The sequence below is a fragment of the Pseudomonas sp. ADAK13 genome, assembly GCF_012935715.1.
In the GTDB taxonomy this organism is placed as follows: domain Bacteria; phylum Pseudomonadota; class Gammaproteobacteria; order Pseudomonadales; family Pseudomonadaceae; genus Aquipseudomonas.
The window spans coordinates 4686560-4708626 of the sequence record NZ_CP052860.1; the positions used below are offsets into that span (position 1 = coordinate 4686560).

Below are 22067 nucleotides of genomic sequence, written 5' to 3' on the forward strand. Positions count from 1 at the left end.
AAGGAACATCACCATGCTCAAGAAAACAGCCCTGGCCCTGGCCGTACTGATTGCGTCGTTCGACGCCCAGGCTGCCGAGGCCCTGCGTGTGGCGGCCGACCCGATTCCCCACGCGCAAATCCTCGAATACGTGCAGAAACTTGACCCGCAGTTGCAGCTTAAAATCATCGAGATCCCCAACGGCGTGAACTCCAACGAGCTGTTGGCTCACGGTGATGTCGACGCCAACTACTTCCAGCACCTGCCCTACCTGCACTCCCAGGAACAGGCCCTCGGCCAGAAATTTGCGGTGGCGGCCACCGTGCACATTGAGCCGCTCGGCATCTATTCCCATCGCCATACCAGCTTTGCCCAGGTGCCGGACAAAGGCACCGTGGCCGTGCCCAACAACGTCACCAACCTGAGCCGTGCGCTGTACCTGCTGCAAGCCAACGGCCTGATCACGCTCAAGCCCGGCTTCAACGACCCGGCCAAGGACCAGGCCACGCCCAAGGACATCGCCGAGAACCCCAAGCACCTGAAGATCCTCGAAATCGAATCGCCACAGATCCCTCGCGCCCTGGATGACGTCGACCTCGCCGTGATCAACGGCAACTACGCGCTGGAAGCCGGTCTGTCGCCGGCCAAGGATGCCCTTGGCCTGGAAAAAGCCCAGGGCAATCCCTACGCCAATATCCTCGTGACCACGCCGAAATTGCAGGACGACCCACGGATCAAACAACTGGCCAAGGACCTGAATTCGCCGGAGGTGGCCGCGTTCATCACCGAGAAATATTCAGGCTCGGTGATTCCGGTAGCCGTCGAATGATCGTCGTCGAGCAGGTCAGCAAGACCTACGCTGACGGGCAGCCGGCGGCGCTGGACAAGGTGTCGTTGCAGATTGCCGACGGTTCGATCTTCGGGATCGTGGGGCGTAGCGGGGCGGGCAAAAGTACCTTGCTGCGCTGCCTGAACCTGCTGGAGCGCCCGACCTCCGGGCGCATCCTCATGGATGGCCAGGACCTGACGCTGCTCAGCGACAAGCAACTGCGCCAGCAACGCCAGCGCATCGGCATGATCTTCCAGGGGTTCAACCTGCTGCATTCACGCAACGTCGCCGACAACGTGGCGGTGCCCCTGGAAATTGCCGGCCAGCCCAAGGCTGAACGCATCGCCCGGGTCAAGGAGCTGCTGGAACTGGTGGGCCTGAGTGACAAGGCCCAGGCGTTTCCTTCGCAATTGTCCGGCGGGCAGAAGCAGCGCGTGGGCATCGCCCGGGCACTGGCGGCGCGCCCGGATTATTTGCTATCGGACGAAGCCACCAGCGCCCTCGACCCGGAAACCACCGCGTCGATCCTGGAACTGCTGCGCAGCATCAATCGGCAACTGGGGGTGACCATCGTGTTGATCACCCACGAGCTGGAAGTGGTCAAGGCCATCTGCGACAGCGCGGTGTCCCTGGCCAATGGGCGCGTGGTGGAAAGCGGCAGCCTGATTCAATTGCAGGCTGATCCCGCCTCAAGCCTGGGCCGCTCACTGGCCCCCAACCTGCCGGCGGTGAGGGCGGTATGAAAACCGACTGGAACGACATCCTGCAATTGCTGCTCACGGCCACGGCTGAAACCCTGTACATGGTGCTGCTGGCGGCGGTGTTCACCTTGCTGATCGGCCTGCCCCTGGGCGTGCTGCTGTTTATCAGCCGTCGCGGTGGGCTGTTCCCGCTGCCGCGCCTGAATCGCGTGTTGGGGGCGGTGGTTAACCTGGGGCGCTCATTGCCTTTTGTGGTGATGTTGATTGCCTTGATTCCGCTGACCCGACTGATCGTCGGCACCACCCTGGGCAGCACCGCCGCCGTGGTGCCCATCACGATTGGCGCTTTTCCGTTCTTTGCGCGCATCGTCGAAAACGCGTTGGATGAAGTGGACAAGGGGCGCATCGAAGCCATCGTCGCCATGGGCGGGGATATCCGGCACGTGATCCTCAAGGTGCTGCTGCCGGAAGCGCTGCCCGCGTTGCTCGCCGGGTTGACCCTGACCCTGGTGATGCTGATCGGTTTTTCCTCCATGGCCGGCGTGATTGGTGGCGGTGGCCTGGGCGACCTGGCGATTCGTTATGGGTATCAGCGTTTCAACCACCAGATCATGGTGGTCACGGTGATTGTGTTGGTGGTGCTGGTTCAGGGCGTGCAAAGCCTGGGGGATCGTTGCGTGAGGTCGCTGGCGCATCGTCGATAAACGGTTATGTACTAATGAATTTTTAATATTTCTAGTTATATGCGTGACTGAGTAAAGTTCCCCTTCGTACCTTCACCTCGTCGCCGGGAAATACTCTTCATGAACCGTCCCCACGGGCATCCCACGCCGATCCTGACTTTGCCCCAGGGCGAAAAAGACCCGCTGTCGATTCGCGCCAAGGCGTTGGTCTTTGCCGACCCGCGCTCGCTGCAACTGCTTGAGTATTTGCAGCGTGTCGGCCCCAGCGAAGCGCCGGTGTTGATCAATGGCGAGACCGGCACCGGTAAGGAGCTGGTGGCGCGCTACATCCACAGTGCCAGCGGTCGCACGGGTGCGTTTGTGCCGGTGAACTGCGGGGCCATCAGTGAGAACCTCGCCGAGAGCGAGTTTTTCGGGCATGAGGCCGGTTCGTTTTCCGGGGCCTCGGGGCGGCGGATCGGCTGGTTTGAAGAGGCCGATGGCGGCACCCTGTTCCTTGATGAAATCGGCGACTTGCCGCTGCCCTTGCAGGTGAAACTGCTGCGGGTGTTGCAGGAGCAGGAAGTGGTGCGGGTGGGGTCGCGCAAGCCGATCAAGATCAATATCCGCCTGGTAACCGCCACCAACATCGACCTGGAGCAGGCGGTGGAGGCGGGTAACTTTCGGCTTGATTTGTTCTATCGCATCAACGTTGCGCAGGTGCAGGTGTTGCCGTTGCGTGAGCGACCGCTGGATATTCTGCCGCTGGTTGAGCACTTTCGTCGGCTCTACAGTGCCAAGTTGAAAATCGCCGAGCCGATGTTGTCGGAGTCGGCGACTCAGGCGCTGCTGGATTATCCGTGGCCGGGGAATATTCGTGAGCTGGAGAATGTGGTGCACCTGGCGCTTTTGGTGGCTGGGGATAAGCCGATCATGCCCTCGCACCTGAAGTTTTCTGCGGGGTTGAGTGCGATGCATGCCAGCGTTAACAGCGGGGCGCCAAGGATTCCGCAGGAGGTGGTGCGTGAGCAGTTGCTGCGGTTGTTCGAGGTGCCTGGGGATTCGTTGTTGCACGATATTGAGGATTTGATCGTGCGGGAGGCGTTTGGGTTTTGTGGGTTTAATCAGTTGCGTACGGCGGAGTTGTTGGGGGTTACGCGTAATGCCATGCGGACGCTTTTGGTGAATCATGGGATGCTCAAGGGGCGGGTTAAACCCTGATTCTTTTGGTGTTGTACATATCCGTTTCTTCGGTAACGGCTGCCTATGGTTTCGCTCTTACAGCGACTCACTTTGGAAAAGCCCCAAAGTAAGCAAAGGGCTCTGCCCCGCCTGTCGGCACCTCGCTCAGGCTCGGTGTTCCCTCACTCCGGCATTGCTCCGCGGGCCGCCGCGACGGGGCGTCCCTGCCCCGTCGCGGCTAAACCGGCGTCCTGCCGGTTTAGCCGCTCCTCAATCCCTGCGTTCGGCCTCGGGCTTATTGGGGCAGTCAGAGCCAGATCAAGATCAAAAGCAAGAGCACAGCGGCCTACCGGCCGGCTTGAGTGGTAGAAGCCAGAGCAAAAGCCAAAGCCAAAGCCAAATCTGAAACTGATGCAGCTCTGCTTTTCTGTGGGAGCTGGCTTGCCTGCGATGCAGACAACTCGGTTTTTCAGGTACATCCAGTTGATGCCATCGCCGGCAAGCCAGCTCCTACAGGGGATCGTGGCCGCTTTAGATTTTGATTTTGCTTTTGCTCCACACCACTCAAGCCGGCCTGTAGGCCGCTGTGCTGTTGATCTGCTTTTGATCTTGATCTTAGGCGCCCCGTTAAACCACGCTGGCCGAACGCAGGCTTTGGAGCGTGGGTAACCCGGCAGGACGCCGGGTTAGCCGCGCTGGGCCAAGGATGGCCCATCGCGGCGGCCCACGGTCCAAAGCCGGAGTGAGGGCACACCGAGCCTAGGCGAGGTGCCGAGTGGTGGGGCAAGAGCGTTTTGCTTACTTTTGCGCTGTTCAAAAGTGAGCCGCTGTAAGAGCGGAACCAATTTAAGCCATCACCCAAATAACGGATATGTACTCACCCCCGGCTCACCTCAGCATCCCGCGCCAAAGCACCTATCCTGCGCAACAGGGGCAACACCTCGGCCCCCACGTGTATCGACTCTTCCAAATGCGGAAACCCGGACAAAATAAAGCTGTCCACCCCCAGCTGGTGATACTCCTCGATCCGCTCCGCCACCCGCTCATAACTCCCCACCAACGCCGTCCCGGCCCCACCACGGACCAGTCCCACCCCGGCCCAGAGGTTGGCCGAAACCTCCAACTCCCGCGCCCCACGCCCACGGCCTTTCATCAACTCCGTCTGGCGACTCTGCCCCACCGATTCGTACTTGGCCATTTGCCGTTGCGCCTGGTCAATGGCGTCCTTGGGAATCTCCTCCAGCAGCCGCTCAACATGCGCCCAGGCCGCCTCGTCGGTGCGATCAGCAAAGATGTGCAAGCGCAACCCAAAGCGCAACGTCCGCCCCTGCAACGCGGCCAACTCGCGCATCCGCACCACCCGCTCGGCAATCATCGCCGGCGGCTCACACCACATCAAATACGTCTGCCCATGGGCCGCTCCCACCTGCTCGGCCGCCTCGGAGGCCCCGCCAAAATAGATCGCCGGCACCTCGGCCCCCGGTGCCACCGGGGTGTTGATGCCGCTGCGGTAATACCGCCCCGGATGCGCCGGCTGCTTGCCAGCCCACACCGCCTGGAACACCTGCAAGAACTCGGCAGTCCGCGCATAACGCTCATCATGCTCAAGAAAATCCCCCAGCGAACGCTGCTCAAAGCGGCTGGACCCCGTCACCACATGCAGCGCCAGCCGGTTCTCGCTGAGCAATTGCAAGGTCGCCGCACGGTGAGCCGTGTAGGCGGGCAGTTCCATGCCGGGGCGCAAGGTCAGGAGGAATTTCAGCCGCCGCACTTCCTGGGCCAGCACGGCGGTGATCAGCCACGGGTCTTCGAAGCCACTGGCGGTGGGCACCATGATCCCGTCGAACCCGGCCTGTTCGGTGGCCCGTACGATCTGGCGCAGGTAGTCGAGGGTCGGCGCGCGTTCGCCTTGCTGGAACAGCCCGACCTTGGGCAGGCCGCTGCTGGTGAGGTGGCGACCGTCGCCGTTGGTGGGCAGGAACCAGTCGAGCTGGATCGGTGGGCGAACCTCAGTGTTCATGGTGCAGGCGCTCCTTGCGCAGGCCGTGTTGAAAAAGCAGCGGCAGGATCTGTTCCCCGAAACGCAGCACTTCGCTGACCGCCGGGCCGCCTTGCAGGATGATGTGGCCCAGGCCCAGGCCGTGCAGTTCCTGCAGGCGCGTGGCGATTTGACGGGGCGTGCCCACCAGGATCAACGGTTGGCCGGGGTGCAGTTGCAGCAGGTTCGGGTGGATCTCCCACTGGCGCAACGGGTGACGGTCCCGGGGCACGGTGGCGATGCTGTGTTTGGGCAGGTCCTGGGTTGGCAGCAGCGCGGCGGCGGTTTCCCATGCCAGGTCTTCGCTGTCGCCGATGATCAGGCCAAAGGTACAGGCAAAGGCCAGGCCCGGTTGAAGCTGGCGCCAGCGCTGTATTTCCTGGGCCAGCCACTGCGGATGCCCGGGCCGTAACAGGCAGACCTGGGCGTGCCCGGCCACCAGCGCGTGGCTTTGGCTGTCGTCCAGCACCAGTGGCGGGGCGGGCAGCTCACGGCGGGCGACGCCGGCGTTTTCCAGTTGGAAGTAGCGGCCTTGATAATCCAGGCCGCCGTCATTCGGGGCCAGCAGTTGCTGGAGGATTTCCAGGTATTCGCCGATGCGCTCGCTGCGCTGGTCGCGGTTCAGCCATTCGCCAAAGGCGCTGCGCAGGCTGCCTTGTTCGCCGTCGGGCAAGTGCAGGCGCACCCGGTGGCTGCTGATGGATTGCAGGCTTTGCAGGGTGGTGGCCAGGGCGGCCGGCAGCATGACTTCCGGCGGCACGCTGACCGACAACTGTACCCGCCGGGTGTGGGCGCACAGTGCCGCCGCCACCCCGAGGCTGTCGGCGCACAGGGCGCCGCCGGGGATCCACAGGCCGTCGATGCCGGCGTATTCCACCGCCTGGGCCAGCTGGATCCATTGCCCCGGCCGCGCCGCCCAGTCGGGGGTGCAGAGGGGCATCAACCAACTGAATTCAAGGGGCATGTACGGGCTCCATTTCGAAGGACTTGATCATCCTACTCTCGTCCTCGCCATCCGAGTGCCGGGGCGATGTCCCGGGCGATGATTTCCAGGCGCTTGAGGATCTGCGCCTGGGTCGAGCTTTCGGCCTGGACCACGGCGATCACGTAGTCAGCATAGGGCAGCAGCGACGGGTCCCGTTGCAGGCTTTCGATCACTTCGTCGGGATGGCCGTGGTGCACGTTCATCAGGCGCAGGTGTTCCTGCAAGTCCACGGCTTGATCAATCAAGCCTTCCCGTTGCAGGCGCGGGATGTGCCGCTCGATATCCACTGCCAGTTCCGCTTGGGCGCTGGCACGGTCGGGTGCCGGGAAAATTGCGCGCACCACGCCGATACGCGGTGGCCGGTCGGTGCGGGTCCAGGCGTTCAGGTAGGCGTCGGCCAAGGGTTTCTGCACCGTCAGCGGGTCGTGGGTGGCGGTGCCCAGCAGCAGGCCGTTGCCTTGGCTCGCGGTGTAGGCCGCACCTTCGAGACTGCCATGGGAGTGCCACAAGCGGCTGCTCAAGCCGGTCGCTGGCGGTTGCAGGGTTAATGGGGTGTGGGGCGTCAGCGGCTCGCCGTCGAGTAGCTGCTGGACCTGCTGCTGGTGGTCGCTGAAGTCGACCTGGCGTTGCAGGGCGTCGCGGCCAAAGGCGCTGAAATTGTCGAGGTTGGCGCCGCCGCTGCCCAGGCCCAATTGCACCCGGCCGCCGCTCAGCGCGTCGAGCACGCTCGCGTCTTCCGCCAGGCGGATCGGGTCTTCGAAGGGCAGCACGATCACCCCGGTGCCCAGCTCGATATGCCGGGTGCGCTCGGCCACCGCTGCCAGCAATACCAGCGGCGACGGCAGCCGGCCAAAGCCGTTGCTCAGGTGGTGCTGGGCAATCCAGCCACCGTCAAAACCCAGGGCTTCGGCGACTTCGAATTGTTCGATCAGGTCGCGATAGACCTGCTGTGGATCATCGCCAAAGGCGTGGCTGAGAAAGCCCAGTTTGAAGCTCATGACAGGGTTCCTTGAGGCAGGGTGGGCTGCCAGCCCAGGGCCGGGGCGATCTGTTCGCGGATGATTTCCAGCGCACGAATCGCATCACGCAGCGGGGTGCTGGCGGTCTGTACTTGCAGCACCAGATGGTCGTTGGCGGTCAGGGTCGGGCCTTGCTGCAACTGCTCGATAATCTGTTCGACGGGGCCGTGCAGGATCCCGAGGCGCTTGAGGGTGGTGTCGAAGTCATCGTCGACCGGCGCCTTGTACACGCCGATGCTTTGCTGGCGCTGTACGTAGGCCTGGATGTCCTGGCGTGTGGCGGCGTCCGGGTTCGGGATCAGCGCCTGGACCCGGGCGACGCGGGGCGCAGTGCCGTTGTCGCCGGTCCAGGCGTTGCGATAGCGGTTGACCAGCTCCACCGAGGCTTCGGGCGGCAGGTGCGGGTTGGGTGCCATGATCAGGCCGTGGCCACGCTCGGCCACCAGTTCCACCCGTGACGTGGCTTCCCAGAGGCGGTGCCCGAGGCCGGCAGTCCGTGGCAGCAAGCGCGAGCCGCTGTCGGTCAGTGGCGCGTTGCCCAGGGCGTGGAGCAACTGTTGCAGGTGCTGCTCATAGTCGCGATGGCGCGCTTGCGGCTCGCGGCCGAACGCCGTAAAGGTCTCGGGATCGAAGCCCGCGCCCAGGCCCAGTTCCAGCCGGCCATTGCTCAACAAGTCCAGCACCGAGGCGTCTTCCGCCAGGCGCAGCGGCGATTCCTGGGGCAGCACGATAATCCCGGTGCCCAGGCTGATCCGTCGGGTGCGTTGGGCGATGGCGGCAAGCAGAACCAGGGGCGAGGGCAGGCGACCGTTCTCGCTGGCGAAGTGGTGCTGCGCCACCCAGCCACTGTCGAAGCCCAGTTCTTCAGCGACCTTGAACAGCTCCAGCGTGTCGCGGTAGACCTTGGGATCGAAGCCCGGGCTGTAGACCCGGCTGAGAAACCCCAGGGAAAAACGGGAACTCATGGCTGCACCTCGCGGGCCAGTTGTTTTTGCAGCGCGGGGCCGGCATTGATCGACTCCGGCAGGCCGCTGAACGGGCTGATGGTCAGGTAACCCTTGTTCAGCCATACCGCTTCATCCTGCTTCTGTTGCTCGGCGGTGGCGGCGGGGCTGTACTGGAAGCCAATGCCAGGTTTGCCCGGCAGCTTGAATTGCTTGAGGTCGTCGGTGTACACCGCTTCAAAGCCCACGTAGCTGCCGATGCGGGTGAGTTTCACGCCCTTGATCTGCGGGTCTTTTGGCAGGTTGATGTTCAGGCCCAGGCCCTTGGGCAAGAGCGCGCCGTCGGGTTGGCGATGCTGGTCCAGGGCGTGGACCAGCTTCGCCACCAGCAGCGCCGCGCGCTGTGGGTCGGCCTCTTTCAAATCGGTGCTGACCGCCAGCGCCGGAATGCCGGCCTGCACCGCGACACTCGCGACGTTGAACGTGCCGGAGGCGCTGTTGATCGCCCCCAGGTTATTCCCGGGGTTGGGGCCGACGATCACCAGGTCGGGATGGGGCATGACTTTTTTCAGGCCCATCAGCAAGGCCATCACCGGCGTGCCGCTGATCTCGATCTGCACGTTTTTACCCGCGCACTCGGGGCTTTGGCACACGCCGTTTTCGGTGGTGCTGATGTAGTAACTGTCGGGGTAGGCCGGGTCGTCGTCATGGCCAACACTGACTTCGCGGCCAAAGAAAAACGCGCCACCCCGGGCGCTCTGGTCGGCTTGCGGCGCGGCAATCCGCACCGTATGCCCCTGGGCCTTGAGCTCGGTGTACAGGGCGCGAATGTTGGGGTGCTGATAGCCGTCGTCGTTGCTCAGCAAGATGTTCAGGGCGAAAGCCTTCGAGGCGACCAGGCTGCCGAGCGCCAGCATCCATGCGCTGTGCTTCATGGTTTGACTCCTTGGGTAAAGCGGTTGGCCGGGCGCGGCAGGCCGAGGTTTTCCCGCAGGGTGGTGCCTTCGTATTCGGTGCGGAACAGCCCGCGTTGTTGCAGCAGCGGAATCACCTTCTCGACGAACAGGTCGATGCCGCCCGGGAAGTACGGGAAGAACACGTTAAAGCCGTCACAGGCACGGGCTTCGAACCACTGCTCGAAGAAGTCGGCGATGTCTTCGGCGGTGCCAATCACCGGGTTGCCGGCGGTCAGGTGCAGGTACAGCTGGCGGATGCTCAGGTTCTGGCTGCGGGCCAGTTCCAGCAGTTTGTCGCGACGGCTGCCGCGCTGGCCGACCGGGGTTTCCGGCAGCGGGCCGTCGAGGTCGTAGCCCGCCAGGTCGATGTCATCGCCCAGGGTATCGGCCAGGAAACGCAGGCCCAGCACCGGGTCCACCAGGGCCTGGAATTCTTCGAACAGCGCCTGGGCCTGTTCGCGGGTTTCGCCGATAAACGGGGTGACACCGGGCAGGATCTTGACGTGGTCGGGGTCACGGCCAAAGGCGGCGGCGCGTTGCTTGATGTCCTGATAGAACGCCTGGGCGCCCGCCAGGTCATGGTTGACCGCAAAAATCAGCTCGGCGACGCGGGCGGCGAGGGCCTTGCCCGGCTCCGACGCACCTGCTTGTACCAGCACCGGATGGCCCTGTGGCGGGCGGGCGACGTTGAGCGGGCCGCGCACGGAAAAGTGTTCGCCGCGATGGTTCAGGGTGTGCAGCTTGGCCGGGTCGAAGTACTCGCCGCTGGCCTTGTCGCGGGTGAAGGCGTCGTCGTCCCAGCTGTCCCACAGGCCCTTGACCACATCGTGGAATTCTTCGGCGCGCTGGTAGCGGTCGCCGTGGTCGATATGGGTTTCGCGGCCGAAGTTCCAGGCTTCATCCGAGACCACTGAGGTCACCAGGTTCCAGGCGGCGCGGCCCTTGGACAAGTGATCCAGGGAGGCGAACTTGCGGGCGATATGGTACGGCTCGTTGTAGCTGGTGGTGGCGGTGGCGATCAGGCCGATGTGGGTGGTGACGGCGGCGAGAGCGGCCATCAGTGTGAGGGGTTCGAAGTGTTCGGCCCGTGCCGTTCGGCTGAGTGCATCGTGATGATGGCCCCACAGTGCGACCACGTCTGCGACGAACAAGGCGTCGAATTTGCCGCGTTCGGCGGTTTGCGCGATGTGCTTGAACAGCTCGAAATCCAGGCTGGCATCCGCTTGTGCCAGCGGGTGGCGCCAGGCCGATACGTGGTGGCCGCTGTTGGCCAGGAAGGCCCCCAGCTTGAGTTGATCGGTACGTCGGGTCATGGACAGGCTCCCGGAAAAGGTCAGGCGCGGGACCGGCGAGCCGGCCCCGCGGGCTGGGTCAGAAGGCGTACGTCACGCCGGTGTACCAGTAGCCACCGGTGGTGCCGTAAGGCGAAAAAGTGCCGTACGGGAAGCCGCCGGAGCTGCTCACCAGGTCGGTGCGTTTCGGGTACTTGTTGAACAGGTTGTTGGCGCCGGCATTCAGGGTCACGGCCTTGGTCAGGTGGTAGTCGATGTTCAGGTCGGTGATCCAGGTCGGTGCGAAGTTACGGTCGTAAATCTCGGCGGTGCCGTACTCGGTGTACGAGCCGTAGCGGGTCAGGTTGAGGCTGGTTTCAACTTTGTCGTAGGTCCAGGTGGTGCCCAGCAGCAGTTTGGATTGCGGCAGGCCGTACTTGAGGTTGCCCTGGCGCTGACGGTCGTAGCCACCGTCCGGGCCGAGGGCCTGGGCGGCCACGGCCGAGGCGTGGATCGAGTCGATCTGGGTGGTGTTCCAGTTGAACCCGGCGCTGTATTTCAGGCTGCCATAGGCACCGATGTCCTGGCGGTAGTCGCCCACCAGGTCGACGCCACGGGTGGTGGTGTCGAGGGCGTTGGTGAAGTAGGTGACTGCCTGGTTCGGGTTGAGGCCGGCGGCCGCGAGGATCGCGCTGATCTGTGGGGTGCCGCCGAGGTAGCCGGTCTGGGCGATGCGGTCCTTGATCACGATCTGGTAGGCATCCAGGGTGATGTTGGTGTTGTCGGTGGGTTGCAGGGTCAGCCCGACGCTGTAGTTGGTCGACTTTTCCGGCTTGAGGGTGGTCGCACCCAACGCCTTGGCCACGTCGGAATTCACCGCCACGTTGCGGTAGTCGAACAGCTGGCCGTTGACGCTGGTTTGCGAGGTGGAGCTGTAGATCTGCTGGGCCAGGGACGGCGCACGGAACCCGGTACTGAAGGTACCGCGCACGGCCAGGATCGGCGTCAGCTGGTAGCGGGTGGAGATCTTGCCGTTGGTGGTGGTGCCCGAGCCATCGTTGTAGTGCTCGTAGCGTCCGGCCAGGTCCACGTGCCATTTGTCCGTGAAGTCCTGGCCGACTTCGCCGTAGCCCGCGAGGCTGATGCGGCTTTTTTCGGCAGCGTCGGCCGGGGTGGTGCCCGCACCGGAAATGGTCCCGGGTGGAATAATCGCGCCGTTGGCGCCGGTGTCGAACGGCCCGCTGGCGTAGGAGGCGAGGTCACCCTTGCCGATCTTGTAATCTTCGTAGCGCTGTTCCAGGCCCCAGGAAATCTGCGTTGGCTTGTACAGGCCGAGGTCGAAAGCGCGGGTCAGGTCGAGGTTGTTGGTCCACTGGCTGAAGGTTTTCACGCCGGTGTCTACCGAGGTCGGCGAGGTCGGGCCGTAGCTCAGGTTATAGGTGTCGGTGAGGGTGGCCCGGGCATGGTCCTGGCCGTAGGTGCTCGACAGGTCATAGTCCCAGCCGGCCGCCTGGCCCTTGCCGCCGAATGCCACCTGGAAGTCGTCTTCGATGAAGCGCAGGTTGTCTTCGATACCTTCCGGGTACGGCGTCTGGATGCCGTTGAAACTGCCCGGCTGGTGGAAGGCCAGGGGCTTTTCCGAGTTGCGGTGGGTGTAGGTCGAGAACGAGTACAGGGTCAGCGCGTCAGCGACCGGCAGTTCGGCGTTGTAGCCCAGGCTGAAGTTCTTCGCCTCGGGCAGGCCGGTGCCGTAGTAGGTGTGGCGTTGGCTGGTGTTGCCGGCACTGTCGGTGTAGGGCGCAGCGTCGGAACGGTCCGAAACGTTCTGTTTTTTCACGTCCAGGGCAAGGTTGATGAAACCGTCGTTGGGCAGGGCCAGGCCGACGTTGCCGGTCTGGCGCACGGTTTCGCCGTCGCCGTTTTCATAGTTCTGGCCGTAAGTGGTGGACAAGCTGCCGCCGTGGTCGGTCTGCTTGAGCACGATGTTGATTACGCCGCCGATGGCGTCCGAGCCATATTGCGCCGAGGCCCCGTCACGCAGGACTTCGATGTGATCCACCAGGGCGGTGGGGATCATGTCCAGGTCCACCGGTTGTGAGCCGGAGTTGAGGGAGGTGGCGTTGTTCAACAGCGCGCTGTTGTGGCGGCGCTTGCCGTTGACCAACACCAGCACCTGGTCACCATTCAGGCCGCGCAGGCTGATGGGGCGCACGATCGAGGTCGAACCGAAGCCCGACGAGGCCGGCTGGTTGAGCGACGGCAGCACCTTGCTCAGGGCGCGGGTCAGATCGCCCTGGCCGGTGGCGAGCAACTGCTTGGAGGAAATCACATCCACCGGCGCCGGGCTCTCGGCCAGGGTGCGCGCCTGGCCACGGTTGCCGATCACCACGACGGTGTCCAGCGGGTTGTCGCTGGCCGGGGCATCGGCGGCGAGGGTCAGGCTGCTGTAACTGGCGGCCTCGCACACGGCGAGGAACAACAGGGTATGGGCGAAGGCCTTGCCGGGTTGGCGGCGGCCTGCGACGCGTGATGGATTCATGATGTGCAACACTCCAGTGTGGTTAGGCGACGAGCCTTGTTCGAGGGCGGCTTGTTGAGTTCAAGCTCTGGTGGAGGCAGGAGAGCAAAGGCTGTGCCATCGCTGAAAAGTCTTGGATTACAAGGGGTTGTTGGCGGGGCGGGGCGGTGGGTGGTGTTTTTCTAACAGGCGGGAGGGCAGGGTGTTGGTTTTTGTGCAGGGGATTTTTCTGCGAAGCTGCCCGCGTACGCTGGGGCGGGGAAACACCTCCTTGGCACACCCCTTGCTCTCCCTACGCCATACCTAAACCCAAGGAAGCTTTTCTGTATGCCTAGACCCGGCCCGCGCAACGCCCTCACTGATATTCCCGGCCTGGAGGTTGGCCACGCCACAGACCTGCACGCCGACACCGGCGTCACGGTGATCCGCCCGGATGGTTTCTGGACTGCCAGTATCGACATTCGCGGTGGCGGCCCTGGCGGTCGCGAAACAGCGGCGCTGGAGCCCGAGAACATGGTCGGCCAGCTTCACGCCCTGGTGTTTGCCGGTGGCTCGGTGTTTGGCCTGGGGGCCGCCGACGCGGTGGCGGCGAAATTGTCCCAGGACCAGGTGGGGTTGCATTTGAAGCCGGGTGCACCGGCGATTCCTATCGTGCCGGCGGCGGTGTTGCATGACCTGGCCAACGGTGGCGACAAGGATTGGGGCCTGGAGCCGCCGTATCGGCGGTTGGGGTTTGAGGCGCTGGCCAATGCCGGGCCGGACTTTGAACTGGGCTCGGTCGGGGCCGGGCGTGGGGCCATGGCCGGGGTGTTGAAAGGTGGGCTGGGTACGGCGTCCCTGGATTTAGGGGATGGCCTGGTGGTTGCCGCCTTGGTGGTGGCGAACCCGATTGGGTCGGTGTACATGCCCGATGGCGAGACGTTCTGGGCCTGGCCGTGGGAGGTGGCGGGGGAGTTTGGCGGGGCGCGGCCGGTGACACCGATGGACTGCAGTGACCCGATGCCGGAGTTGTCGCGGCTGGATTCCATGGGGCGTTTGCAAGCGGGGGCCAACACCACGTTGGTGGTGGTGGCAAGTACGGCGCGGTTGACGGTGGCGGAGTGTAAGCGGGTGGCGATCATGGCTCAGGACGGGATTGCCCGGGCGGTGCGGCCGGCGCATTTGCCGTTTGATGGGGATACGGTGTTTGCGTTGGCCTCCGGGGCGGTGGAGTTGACGGATGGGCCGCGGCGGCAGGTGGAGATTGGGCGGATTGGGTCGGCGGCGGCTGACTGCGTGGCTCGGTCGATTGCCCGGGGGGTGTTTGCTGCGCGGGCTTAGGTTGGGGTGTATATCCGTTGTTTTTGTTATGGCCACTTAGGGTTTCGCTCTTACAGCGACTCACTTTGGAAAAGCCCCAAAGTAAGCAAAGGGCTCTGCCCCGCCTGTCGGCACCTCGCCTAGGCTCGGTGTTCCCTCACTCCGGCGATGCTCCGCGGGCCGCCGCGATGGGCCATCCTTGGCCCAGCGCGGCTAAACCGGCGTCCTGCCGGTTTACCCGCTCCGCACCACCTGCGTTCGGCCTCGGGCTTATTGGGGCAGTCAGATCAAGATCAAAAGCAAGAGCACAGCGGCCTACAGGCCGGCTTGAGTGGTAGAAGCCAGAGCCAAAGCGAAAACCAAATCTGAAACGGATGCAGCTCTGCTTTTCTGTGGGAGCTGGCTTGCCTGCGATGCAGACAACTCGGTCTCTCAGGTGCACCGAGGCGAGGCCATCGCAGGCAAGCCAGCTCCCACATTTGACCGTGGCCGCTGTAGATTTTGATCTTGATGTTGCCTTTGCTTCACACCACTCAAGCCGGCCTGTAGGCCGCTGTGCTGTTGATCTGCTTTTGATCTTGATCTTAGGCGCCCCGTTAAACCACGCTGGCCGAACGCAGGTAGTACGGAGCGGGTAAACCGGCAGGACGCCGGTTTAGCCGCGACGGGGCAGGGACGCCCCGTCGCGGCGGCCCGCGGAGTAGTACCGGAGAGAGGGCACACCGAGCATTAGCGAGGTGCCGAGTGGTGGGGCAAGAGCCTTTTGGTTACTTTTGGGCTCTTTTCAAAAGTGACCCGCTGTAAGAGCGGAACCCATAGCAGCCGTTACCTAAATAACGGATATCCCCCCAATCCGCGCCCGCGCCAGCAGCGCCTGCTCAGGCAACCCCAAAGCCTCATACACCCCCACCAAAGCCCGATTCGTCGGCACATCCAGCCCGTCATACCGCCGGCGCAATTCCAGCGTCTGCTGCGCCCCGAGCCAATCCCCAACCCGCAACCGCGCATCCAGCTCCACCTGCGCAAACAAATCCCGCTGGGCATGACTCCCGCCAATCTCGTTCAAGCGCGGCAGCGCAATCCCCAACTGCTCCAGCGCCCGCTGAGCATCCCCCCGCGCATGGGCCAACAACCCCTCAGCCAGCGGCAACGTCACTTCCCCCCACACCGGCCGCCCATCAAGGCTGTGCCGCCGCAACGCTGCCAGCAACTGATCCGCCTCTGGCTTGCCGGCCCGGGCCAGCCCATACAGATACTGCACACTCAAAAACGGCTGCACCGCATCCCCGACCCGGCGCTGCAGGTAAGGCGCCAACGCCTGCCAGCGCTCACCCACATCAATCCCGGCGAACTCCAGCCGCGCCAGCAACGACACCGCGCCCACCTGGTCCTGGGAGTACTCCGGCAAGATCCCCCACACATGTCGGTCATAAATTTCCAGCACCCGCTGATCCTTGCCACGCGCCAGATAAAACAACGCGAGGTGCCACCAATTGTGGGTGTACATAAACGAGTTCAACCCGTCCCAGTGGTGTTTCACCTCCTCCAGAAACACGATGCCTTCCTCGATGCGCCCCTGGGTCAGCATCACATGGGCCAGCGCGTGATGAGCCCACGGCTCGGACGCCTGCAACCGCAAGGCCTCCCGTGCGCTGGCTTCGGCTTCTTCCAGCAAATGACACTGCTCATAAGCAAACGCCAGCAACCCGTGACTGTGGGCGATGTCCGGCGCACCCGTCGTGGCCTTCAACCCGATCCGCAGCAGCGCCGGCCAATTGCCCCGGTTGAATTCCAGGTACTGGTTGAGCTTGGCCGCAAACAGGTCCCGGGGGTAAAGGTCCAGCAGGTGTTCACTGAGGCGTAGCACCTCGTCCAGCTCATCGTTGATCCAGGCCTGCAACAGCTTCAGATACAGCTGCGCCCGGGGATGCCGAGCATTCACCGCCGCCGCCCGCTGGCGGTATTTCTCGGCCAGCGCAGGGCCTTCGGGCGACTCGATAAACATCAGCAGCAAACCGGCAAACCCGTTGGCCAGGGCTGAATCGGGGTCGGCATCGGCCGCTGCCAGAATGCCCTCGGCGCGGGGCTGATAGCCGAGGAAGCCGCCGATGAAATCATCCAGGCCCTGGCGGGTGGCGGGGTTGAGGGTGTCGATGGGGTTGCCCAGGTAATCCAGTGACATGCGCTTCAAACTCAGTGGTTCAGATGACGTAACAAGGGCAAACCTTGTGCCAGCCGGCATAGCCTCGTGTTTGCTGCAAATGGGCCACAAGCCGCTGTTGCTTTTTCCACACTCGCCCCGGCCACTGTGGTTTTTTCATCACTGCCATGGCCCATGACGCCCGCAAACGTGGCCCGTCGTGCCATGGCACAGCCCTTGCTAAATCCCTGACAAAACCTTAGTCAAGGAGTCTCCATGCGCCCTTTATCTTTTCGCCGCGTCCTCTCATACCTGGGACTTGGCGCCGTGCTGCTGGCCGGCACCGCTCAGGCGCAACCCCATGACGGCGGCGTGCTGAACCTGGTGGCCCAACCCGAACCGCCGTCGCTGATGCACGGTGTGGTCAGCCACGTGTCCACCCAGTACGTCAGCGGCAAGATCCTCCAGGGCCTGCTGACTTTTGACACTGACCTTAAGCCCAAGCCGGTATTGGCCAAGGCCTGGACTGTTTCCCCCGATGGCCTGACCTACACCTTCGATTTGCAGGACAACGTGCGCTGGCATGACGGCCATGCCTTCACCGCCGATGACGTGGTGTTCAGCTTCCAGACCTTCTACCCCGAAGTGGACAAGCGCCTGGGCGGGGTCTTCACCGAGTACGTCGACAGCATCACCGCCAAGGGCCCGCTGCAAGTGGTCTTCCAGCTCAAGAAACCCTTTGCGCCGCTGCTCTCGGCCCTGGGCAGCGGGCTACGGCCTGTGGTGCCCAAGCACCTCTACGAGAACACCGATTTTCGCAACAACCCCTACAACCTCAAGCCCGTCGGCACTGGCCCGTTCGTGTTTGTGGAATGGAAGCGCGGCGCCTATATCAAGCTGGCCAAGAACCCTGACTACTGGAAAAAAGGCCTGCCCCACCTGGACGGCATCATCTTCCACGTGATCCCGGACGGCTCGTCCCGTGCGGCCGCCTTCGAGCGCAACGACGTGCAAGTGCTGCGCAGCGGTGATGCCGATTATTCCGACCTCAAGCGCCTGACCGCCTTGCCGGACGTGCAGTCCTCCGAAAAAGGCTGGGAGCTGTACTCCGGCCTGGCCTTCCTGCAGATCAACACGCGCAAGCCGCCGCTGAACAACCCCAAGGTGCGCCAGGCGATTCTGTACGCACTGAACCGCCAGTTCATCGTCGACAACATCTTCTTCGGCTCGGGCAAGGTTGCCTCCGGCCAGTTCGTGTCCACTTCGCCGTACCACGACCCGCAATTGCCGCAGTACACCTATGACGTGAAAAAGGCCAAGGCGCTGATTGCCGAATCCGGCGTGGACGTGGGCGCGGTGCGGATTCGCCTGCTGAACGGCGAGAAGGGCGGCGCCTGGGAGCGCCTGGCCGAGTACACCAAGCAAGCCCTGCAACCCCTGGGTTTCAAGGTGCAAGTGGTGACGTCTGATGCGGCCACCTGGTTCCAGCGCGTCAGCGACTGGGATTTCGACCTGACCTACAACTTCATCTTCCAGATCGGCGACCCGTACCTGACCAACGCCTACCTGTACCGCTCCGACTACATCCTCAAGACTTCGCCGTTTGCCAACGTCAGCGGCTACAACAGCCCCGAAGCCGATGCGCTATGGACCAAGGTCGCCAACACCCCGGAAGGCCCGGAGCGCACCCAGCTCTATAGCCAGCTGGAGAACGTGCTGAACACCGACCTGCCGATCGCGCCGATCTTCGAAATGCGCTACCCGACCCTGTTCCACAAAGAGGTGAAGAACCTGCTGCAGACCGCCACCAGCCTTAACGAAGACTACGAAAGCGTCTACCTCGACGCACCTGCGCCATGAACGGGCTGCTGTATGTCAGCGGCCGCCTGCTCAAGGCGCTGTTGATGATTGTGGCGGTGCTGGTGCTGGGCTTTTTGCTGATCCGCCTGGCGCCGGGTGACCCGGCGCTGCTGTTGGCCGGCGAGGCGGGGGTGGACGATGTGCAGTTCATCGAACACCTGCGCCAGACCATGGGCCTGGACAAGCCGTTGCTCCAGCAGTTGCTGATCTACCTGGGCAACATCGCCCATCTGGACCTGGGCTATTCCTATCGCAACCAGACCTCGGTGTGGTCGCTGATTGCCGAGCGTTTGCCGGCGACCTTGGCCCTGATGGGGTCGGCATTCTTGCTGTCGTCGGTGCTCGGCGTCACCCTCGGCACCTTGGCCGCGCGGGCCCGGCAGAAGCGTCACTGGCTGGACGGTGTGATCTCCCACGGCGCGTTGCTGCTGTATGCGATGCCGCCGTTCTGGCTGGCGATGCTGTTGATCCTGCTGTTCTCCGTCAGCCTGGATTGGCTGCCGGCGTTCGGCATGGAAACGGTGGCGCAGGACTTCTCCCTGGTGGACCGTTTAAAGCACCTGTTGCTGCCGTGCGTGTCGTTGAGCGTGCTGTTTCTCGCCTTGTACATCCACCTGACCCGCGCCGCCGTGCTCGACGCGCTCGGCCAGGAATACGTGCGCACCGCCCATGCCAAGGGCCTGCATCCACGGCGGATTCTCTACGTGCACGTATTGCGCAATGCGCTGTTGCCGGTGGTGACTTTTGCCGGTTTGCAATTGGGCCAACTGGCCAGCGGCGCGTTGCTGGTGGAGGTGGTGTATTCCTGGCCGGGGATTGGCCGCTTGATGTACGACTCCTTGGCCCAGCGTGACTACGGCGTGTTGATGGGCGGTTTTCTGGTGATCTCGATCCTGGTGGTGGGTTTTAACGTGTTGACCGATGTGATCTGTCGTTTTCTCGACCCGCGTATCGGTGCAGGAGTGCAAGGCTGATGCTGGTTCTTCGACGTTTTGTACGCCAGTCGTCGGCGCTGATTGGTGCGCTGTTTTTGCTGTTGCTGACGGTGTTGGCGATCGCTGCACCCTGGCTTACCAGCAGCTCGCCGTGGGAGATGAACAGCCAGCCGATGCTCACGCCATTCCACGACGCTGCCCATTGGCTGGGCAGTGACCTGCTCGGTCGCGACCTCGCCAGTGGCCTGCTGTACGGCGCGCGAGTGTCCCTGGCGGTGGGTGCCCTGGCCAGCCTGGCTACCCTGGTGGTCGGCCTGCTGGTGGGCGCCGTTGCCGGTTATTTTGGTGGTTGGGTCGACGGCGTGCTGATGCGCGTTGCCGAGTTCTTCCAGATCATTCCGCAACTGGTACTGGCGGTGATCCTGGTGGCGATTCTTGAGCCGTCCTTGTTCTCCATCGTGCTGGCAATCGCCCTGGTGGCCTGGCCCGCAGTGGCGCGTTTGGTCCGCAGTGAGTTCCTGACCCTGCGCCAGCGCGAATTCGTGCAGGCCGCGCGGGTGCTGGGCCAGTCACCGCTGGGGATCATCGCCCAGCAGATTTTGCCCAACGCCCTGGCACCGTTGTTGGTGACCATGACGTTTGTCATGGCCACGGCGATCCTCACCGAAGCAGCCCTGGCGTTTCTCGGCTTGAGCGACCCGGAAGCCATGAGCTGGGGCTACATGATCAATGCCTCCCGTGGCTTGCTGCGGGATGCCTGGTGGATGAGTTTCCTGCCGGGGCTGGCGATTGTGCTGTGTGTGCTGGCGGTCAATCGGGTGGGCGAAGGCTTGCGTGTGGCATTTGAGCCTGGGAGGTCGCTATGACGTTATTGAGTGTCGAGCATCTGCGTATCGCCTTGCCGGCCGGTGCAGACCGCAGCCATGCGCTGTATGACCTGTCGCTGCAACTGAACCGTGGCGAATGCCTGTGTGTGGTGGGTGAATCCGGCTCGGGCAAGTCGATGCTGGCCAAGGCGTTGTTGCGCCAGTTGCCGGCCCCGCTGACGGTGGAAAGCGGGCGCCTGGTGTTCCGGGATGAAGACCTGGCTGAACGCAGTGAAGAGGCCATGCGCCAACTGCGCGGGCGGGATATCAGCATGGTGTTCCAGGAACCCATGAGTGCCCTCAACCCACTGTTGCGGGTGGGCGAACAGATCGATGAAACCCTGCGCGCCCATGGCGTGGCAGCGGCACGCGTGCGGCGTCAGCGGGTGGTGGATTTGCTCGGCTATGTTGGCTTGCCCGACCCTGAGCGGCTGCGCCTGGCGTATCCGTTTGAACTGTCTGGCGGGCAGCGTCAGCGGGTGGTGATCGCCATGGCCCTGGCGTTTGATCCGGCATTGTTGATTGCCGATGAACCCACTTCGGCGCTGGACGTCACTACCCAGGCGCAAATCCTCGACCTGCTGCGCAAGATCCAGCAGGACAAGGGCATGGCGCTGTTGTTTATCACCCACGACTTTGCCGTGGTCGAAGCGATTGCCGACCGGGTGCTGGTGCTGGAAAAAGGCCGGGTGGTGGAGCAGGGCACGGCGCCGGCGGTATTGCGTGTGCCCCGGGAAAACTACACCCGGCAATTGTTGGCGGCGGTGTCGGCGCAACCGCTGGTGCCGCGTGCGCCGGTCGCCGGTCCGGTGGTGTTGAAGGCCGAGGCATTGGGCAAGGTTTTCAGCAGTCGTAGCGGTTGGTGGGGGCGGCGTACCACCCAGGCGCTGGACGCGGTTCAGCTGCAATTGCGTGAAGGCGAGACGTTGGGGATTGTGGGGGAGTCGGGCTCGGGCAAATCGACCCTGGGCCGGTGCCTGGTGCGTTTGTTGCGCGCCGACAGTGGGCGGATCGAGTGGTTGGGGCGCGAGGTGGCGGGGCTGTCTGAAGGGCGGCTGCGACCATTGCGCCGTGAGGTGCAGATGATTTTCCAGGACCCGTTTGCGTCGCTCAATCCGCGGCAGACGGTGGGGCAGATCGTTATGACCGGGCCTTTGGTGCAAGGGGGTTCCCGGGTTGATGCTGAACGGCGGGCGCGTGAGTTACTGGAATTAGTGGGGTTGCCGGCAGCGGCGTTTGAGCGGTTTCCCCATGAGTTTTCGGGGGGGCAGCGCCAGCGGATCGGGATTGCCCGGGCGTTGGCGGTGGAGCCCAAGGTGTTGATTGCTGACGAGTGTGTGTCAGCGCTGGATGCGCTGGTTCAGGTGCAGATTCTGGAGTTGCTGGAGTCGCTGCAGCGGCGGTTGAAGTTGAGCATTGTGTTTATTACCCATGATTTGCGGGTGGCTGCGCGGTTGTGTGACCGGATTGCGGTGATGCACCGGGGGAGGGTGGTGGAGCAGGGGGAGACGGGGGTGCTGTTTGCGGATGCGCGGCATCCGTATACGCGGGAGTTGTTGATGGCTGAGGCGATCTGATTCGTGGACGCTTTTGGGGTACATATCCGTTATTTAGGTAACGGCTACTTAGGGTTTCGCTCTTACAGCGACTCACTTTGGAAAAGCCCCAAAGTAAGCAAAGGGCTCTGCCCCGCCTGTCGGCACCTCGCCTAGGCTCGGTGTTCCCTCACTCCGGCGCTGCTCCGCGGGCCGCCGCGATGGGCCATCCTTGGCCCAGCGCGGCTAAACCGGCGTCCTGCCGGTTTACCCGCTCCGCACCACCTGCGTTCGGCCTCGGGCTTATTGGGGCAGTTAGAGCCAGATCAAGATCAAAAGCCAAAGCAC

At 63.4% G+C, this 22067-nt stretch carries 17 protein-coding genes; 9 read left to right on the plus strand and 8 right to left on the minus strand.

What is annotated here, in order from left to right; translation table 11 throughout:
• Positions 1–13 precede the first annotated feature (13 nt).
• From HKK54_RS21720 to HKK54_RS21735, 4 genes are all read left to right on the plus strand, one after another.
• Positions 14–808 carry a MetQ/NlpA family ABC transporter substrate-binding protein gene (locus HKK54_RS21720; protein WP_169387766.1) on the plus strand — a complete coding sequence of 265 codons (795 nt, stop codon included), beginning with the start codon at positions 14–16 and terminating at the stop codon, positions 806–808.
• The gene (locus HKK54_RS21725) at positions 805–1551 is read left to right on the plus strand and encodes a methionine ABC transporter ATP-binding protein (protein ID WP_169387767.1); all 747 of its coding nucleotides are present in this window, start codon (positions 805–807) and stop codon (positions 1549–1551) included. The genes HKK54_RS21720 and HKK54_RS21725 overlap by 4 nt, the downstream gene beginning before the upstream one ends.
• The gene (locus HKK54_RS21730; protein WP_169387768.1) at positions 1548–2213 is read left to right on the plus strand and encodes a methionine ABC transporter permease; all 666 of its coding nucleotides are present in this window, start codon (positions 1548–1550) and stop codon (positions 2211–2213) included. The genes HKK54_RS21725 and HKK54_RS21730 overlap by 4 nt, the downstream gene beginning before the upstream one ends.
• 99 nt (positions 2214–2312) lie before the next feature.
• The gene (locus HKK54_RS21735) at positions 2313–3392 is read left to right on the plus strand and encodes a sigma-54 interaction domain-containing protein (RefSeq protein WP_010175222.1); all 1080 of its coding nucleotides are present in this window, start codon (positions 2313–2315) and stop codon (positions 3390–3392) included.
• Positions 3393–4230: 838 nt separating this feature from the next.
• On the opposite strand, the gene HKK54_RS21740 is transcribed toward HKK54_RS21735, so the two are convergent.
• From HKK54_RS21740 to HKK54_RS21770, 7 genes are read right to left on the minus strand one after another with little or no spacing between them, the layout of a single operon-like run.
• Positions 4231–5373 (minus strand): LLM class flavin-dependent oxidoreductase, encoded by a 1143-nt coding sequence (locus HKK54_RS21740; RefSeq protein WP_169387769.1) that lies wholly within the window; start codon positions 5371–5373, stop codon positions 4231–4233.
• A complete protein-coding gene (locus tag HKK54_RS21745; RefSeq protein ID WP_169387770.1) occupies positions 5363–6355 on the minus strand; it encodes an LLM class flavin-dependent oxidoreductase in 993 nt (330 codons plus the stop codon). Before HKK54_RS21745 ends, HKK54_RS21740 begins: the two co-directional genes overlap by 11 nt.
• A gap of 32 nt (positions 6356–6387) precedes the next feature.
• Positions 6388–7374, minus strand: coding sequence for an LLM class flavin-dependent oxidoreductase (locus HKK54_RS21750; protein ID WP_010175214.1), 987 nt, complete (start codon positions 7372–7374; stop codon positions 6388–6390).
• The gene (locus HKK54_RS21755) at positions 7371–8360 is read right to left on the minus strand and encodes an LLM class flavin-dependent oxidoreductase (RefSeq protein ID WP_169387771.1); all 990 of its coding nucleotides are present in this window, start codon (positions 8358–8360) and stop codon (positions 7371–7373) included. Before HKK54_RS21755 ends, HKK54_RS21750 begins: the two co-directional genes overlap by 4 nt.
• Positions 8357–9274, minus strand: a complete 918-nt coding sequence (locus HKK54_RS21760; protein WP_169387772.1) for a 5'/3'-nucleotidase SurE — start codon at positions 9272–9274, stop codon at positions 8357–8359. The genes HKK54_RS21755 and HKK54_RS21760 overlap by 4 nt, the downstream gene beginning before the upstream one ends.
• On the minus strand, positions 9271–10608 hold the full coding sequence (locus HKK54_RS21765; RefSeq protein ID WP_169387773.1) for an LLM class flavin-dependent oxidoreductase: 1338 nt from the start codon (positions 10606–10608) through the stop codon (positions 9271–9273). The genes HKK54_RS21760 and HKK54_RS21765 overlap by 4 nt, the downstream gene beginning before the upstream one ends.
• A 58-nt stretch (positions 10609–10666) precedes the next feature.
• Entirely contained in the window at positions 10667–13105 is a 2439-nt protein-coding gene (locus HKK54_RS21770; RefSeq protein ID WP_010175210.1) for a TonB-dependent receptor plug domain-containing protein, read from the minus strand.
• 306 nt (positions 13106–13411) lie between these two features.
• Between HKK54_RS21770 and HKK54_RS21775 the strand changes: the two genes are divergently transcribed.
• Positions 13412–14404, plus strand: coding sequence for a P1 family peptidase (locus tag HKK54_RS21775; protein WP_010175209.1), 993 nt, complete (start codon positions 13412–13414; stop codon positions 14402–14404).
• An 808-nt stretch (positions 14405–15212) separates the two neighbouring features.
• Here the strand turns inward: HKK54_RS21775 and HKK54_RS21780 are convergent.
• On the minus strand, positions 15213–16565 hold the full coding sequence (locus tag HKK54_RS21780) for a tetratricopeptide repeat protein (RefSeq protein ID WP_169387774.1): 1353 nt from the start codon (positions 16563–16565) through the stop codon (positions 15213–15215).
• Between the two features lie 234 nt (positions 16566–16799).
• Here HKK54_RS21780 and HKK54_RS21785 point away from each other — a divergent pair, with 234 nt between their 5' ends.
• The 4 genes from HKK54_RS21785 to HKK54_RS21800 are packed head-to-tail and all read left to right on the plus strand — an operon-like array spanning position 16800 to position 21761.
• Complete coding sequence (locus tag HKK54_RS21785) at positions 16800–18383, plus strand: ABC transporter substrate-binding protein (RefSeq protein WP_169387775.1); 1584 nt, start codon at positions 16800–16802, stop codon at positions 18381–18383.
• The gene (locus tag HKK54_RS21790; protein WP_169387776.1) at positions 18380–19357 is read left to right on the plus strand and encodes an ABC transporter permease; all 978 of its coding nucleotides are present in this window, start codon (positions 18380–18382) and stop codon (positions 19355–19357) included. Before HKK54_RS21785 ends, HKK54_RS21790 begins: the two co-directional genes overlap by 4 nt.
• Positions 19357–20184 (plus strand): ABC transporter permease, encoded by an 828-nt coding sequence (locus HKK54_RS21795; RefSeq protein WP_010175205.1) that lies wholly within the window; start codon positions 19357–19359, stop codon positions 20182–20184. Before HKK54_RS21790 ends, HKK54_RS21795 begins: the two co-directional genes overlap by 1 nt.
• Positions 20181–21761, plus strand: a complete 1581-nt coding sequence (locus HKK54_RS21800) for a dipeptide ABC transporter ATP-binding protein (protein WP_169387777.1) — start codon at positions 20181–20183, stop codon at positions 21759–21761. Before HKK54_RS21795 ends, HKK54_RS21800 begins: the two co-directional genes overlap by 4 nt.
• Positions 21762–22067: the final 306 nt, after the last annotated feature.

Excerpts from the sequence above, each read along its gene's own strand:
- HKK54_RS21720 (WP_169387766.1), top strand. The coding sequence starts at position 14 with ATGCTCAAGAAAACAGCCCTGGCCCTGGCCGTACTGATTGCGTCGTTC.
- HKK54_RS21725 (WP_169387767.1), top strand. The coding sequence starts at position 805 with ATGATCGTCGTCGAGCAGGTCAGCAAGACCTACGCTGACGGGCAGCCG.
- HKK54_RS21730 (WP_169387768.1), top strand. The coding sequence starts at position 1,548 with ATGAAAACCGACTGGAACGACATCCTGCAATTGCTGCTCACGGCCACG.
- HKK54_RS21735 (WP_010175222.1), top strand. The coding sequence starts at position 2,313 with ATGAACCGTCCCCACGGGCATCCCACGCCGATCCTGACTTTGCCCCAG.
- HKK54_RS21740 (WP_169387769.1), bottom strand. The coding sequence starts at position 5,373 with ATGAACACTGAGGTTCGCCCACCGATCCAGCTCGACTGGTTCCTGCCC.
- HKK54_RS21745 (WP_169387770.1), bottom strand. The coding sequence starts at position 6,355 with ATGCCCCTTGAATTCAGTTGGTTGATGCCCCTCTGCACCCCCGACTGG.
- HKK54_RS21750 (WP_010175214.1), bottom strand. The coding sequence starts at position 7,374 with ATGAGCTTCAAACTGGGCTTTCTCAGCCACGCCTTTGGCGATGATCCA.
- HKK54_RS21755 (WP_169387771.1), bottom strand. The coding sequence starts at position 8,360 with ATGAGTTCCCGTTTTTCCCTGGGGTTTCTCAGCCGGGTCTACAGCCCG.
- HKK54_RS21760 (WP_169387772.1), bottom strand. The coding sequence starts at position 9,274 with ATGAAGCACAGCGCATGGATGCTGGCGCTCGGCAGCCTGGTCGCCTCG.
- HKK54_RS21765 (WP_169387773.1), bottom strand. The coding sequence starts at position 10,608 with ATGACCCGACGTACCGATCAACTCAAGCTGGGGGCCTTCCTGGCCAAC.
- HKK54_RS21770 (WP_010175210.1), bottom strand. The coding sequence starts at position 13,105 with ATGAATCCATCACGCGTCGCAGGCCGCCGCCAACCCGGCAAGGCCTTC.
- HKK54_RS21775 (WP_010175209.1), top strand. The coding sequence starts at position 13,412 with ATGCCTAGACCCGGCCCGCGCAACGCCCTCACTGATATTCCCGGCCTG.
- HKK54_RS21780 (WP_169387774.1), bottom strand. The coding sequence starts at position 16,565 with ATGTCACTGGATTACCTGGGCAACCCCATCGACACCCTCAACCCCGCC.
- HKK54_RS21785 (WP_169387775.1), top strand. The coding sequence starts at position 16,800 with ATGCGCCCTTTATCTTTTCGCCGCGTCCTCTCATACCTGGGACTTGGC.
- HKK54_RS21790 (WP_169387776.1), top strand. The coding sequence starts at position 18,380 with ATGAACGGGCTGCTGTATGTCAGCGGCCGCCTGCTCAAGGCGCTGTTG.
- HKK54_RS21795 (WP_010175205.1), top strand. The coding sequence starts at position 19,357 with ATGCTGGTTCTTCGACGTTTTGTACGCCAGTCGTCGGCGCTGATTGGT.
- HKK54_RS21800 (WP_169387777.1), top strand. The coding sequence starts at position 20,181 with ATGACGTTATTGAGTGTCGAGCATCTGCGTATCGCCTTGCCGGCCGGT.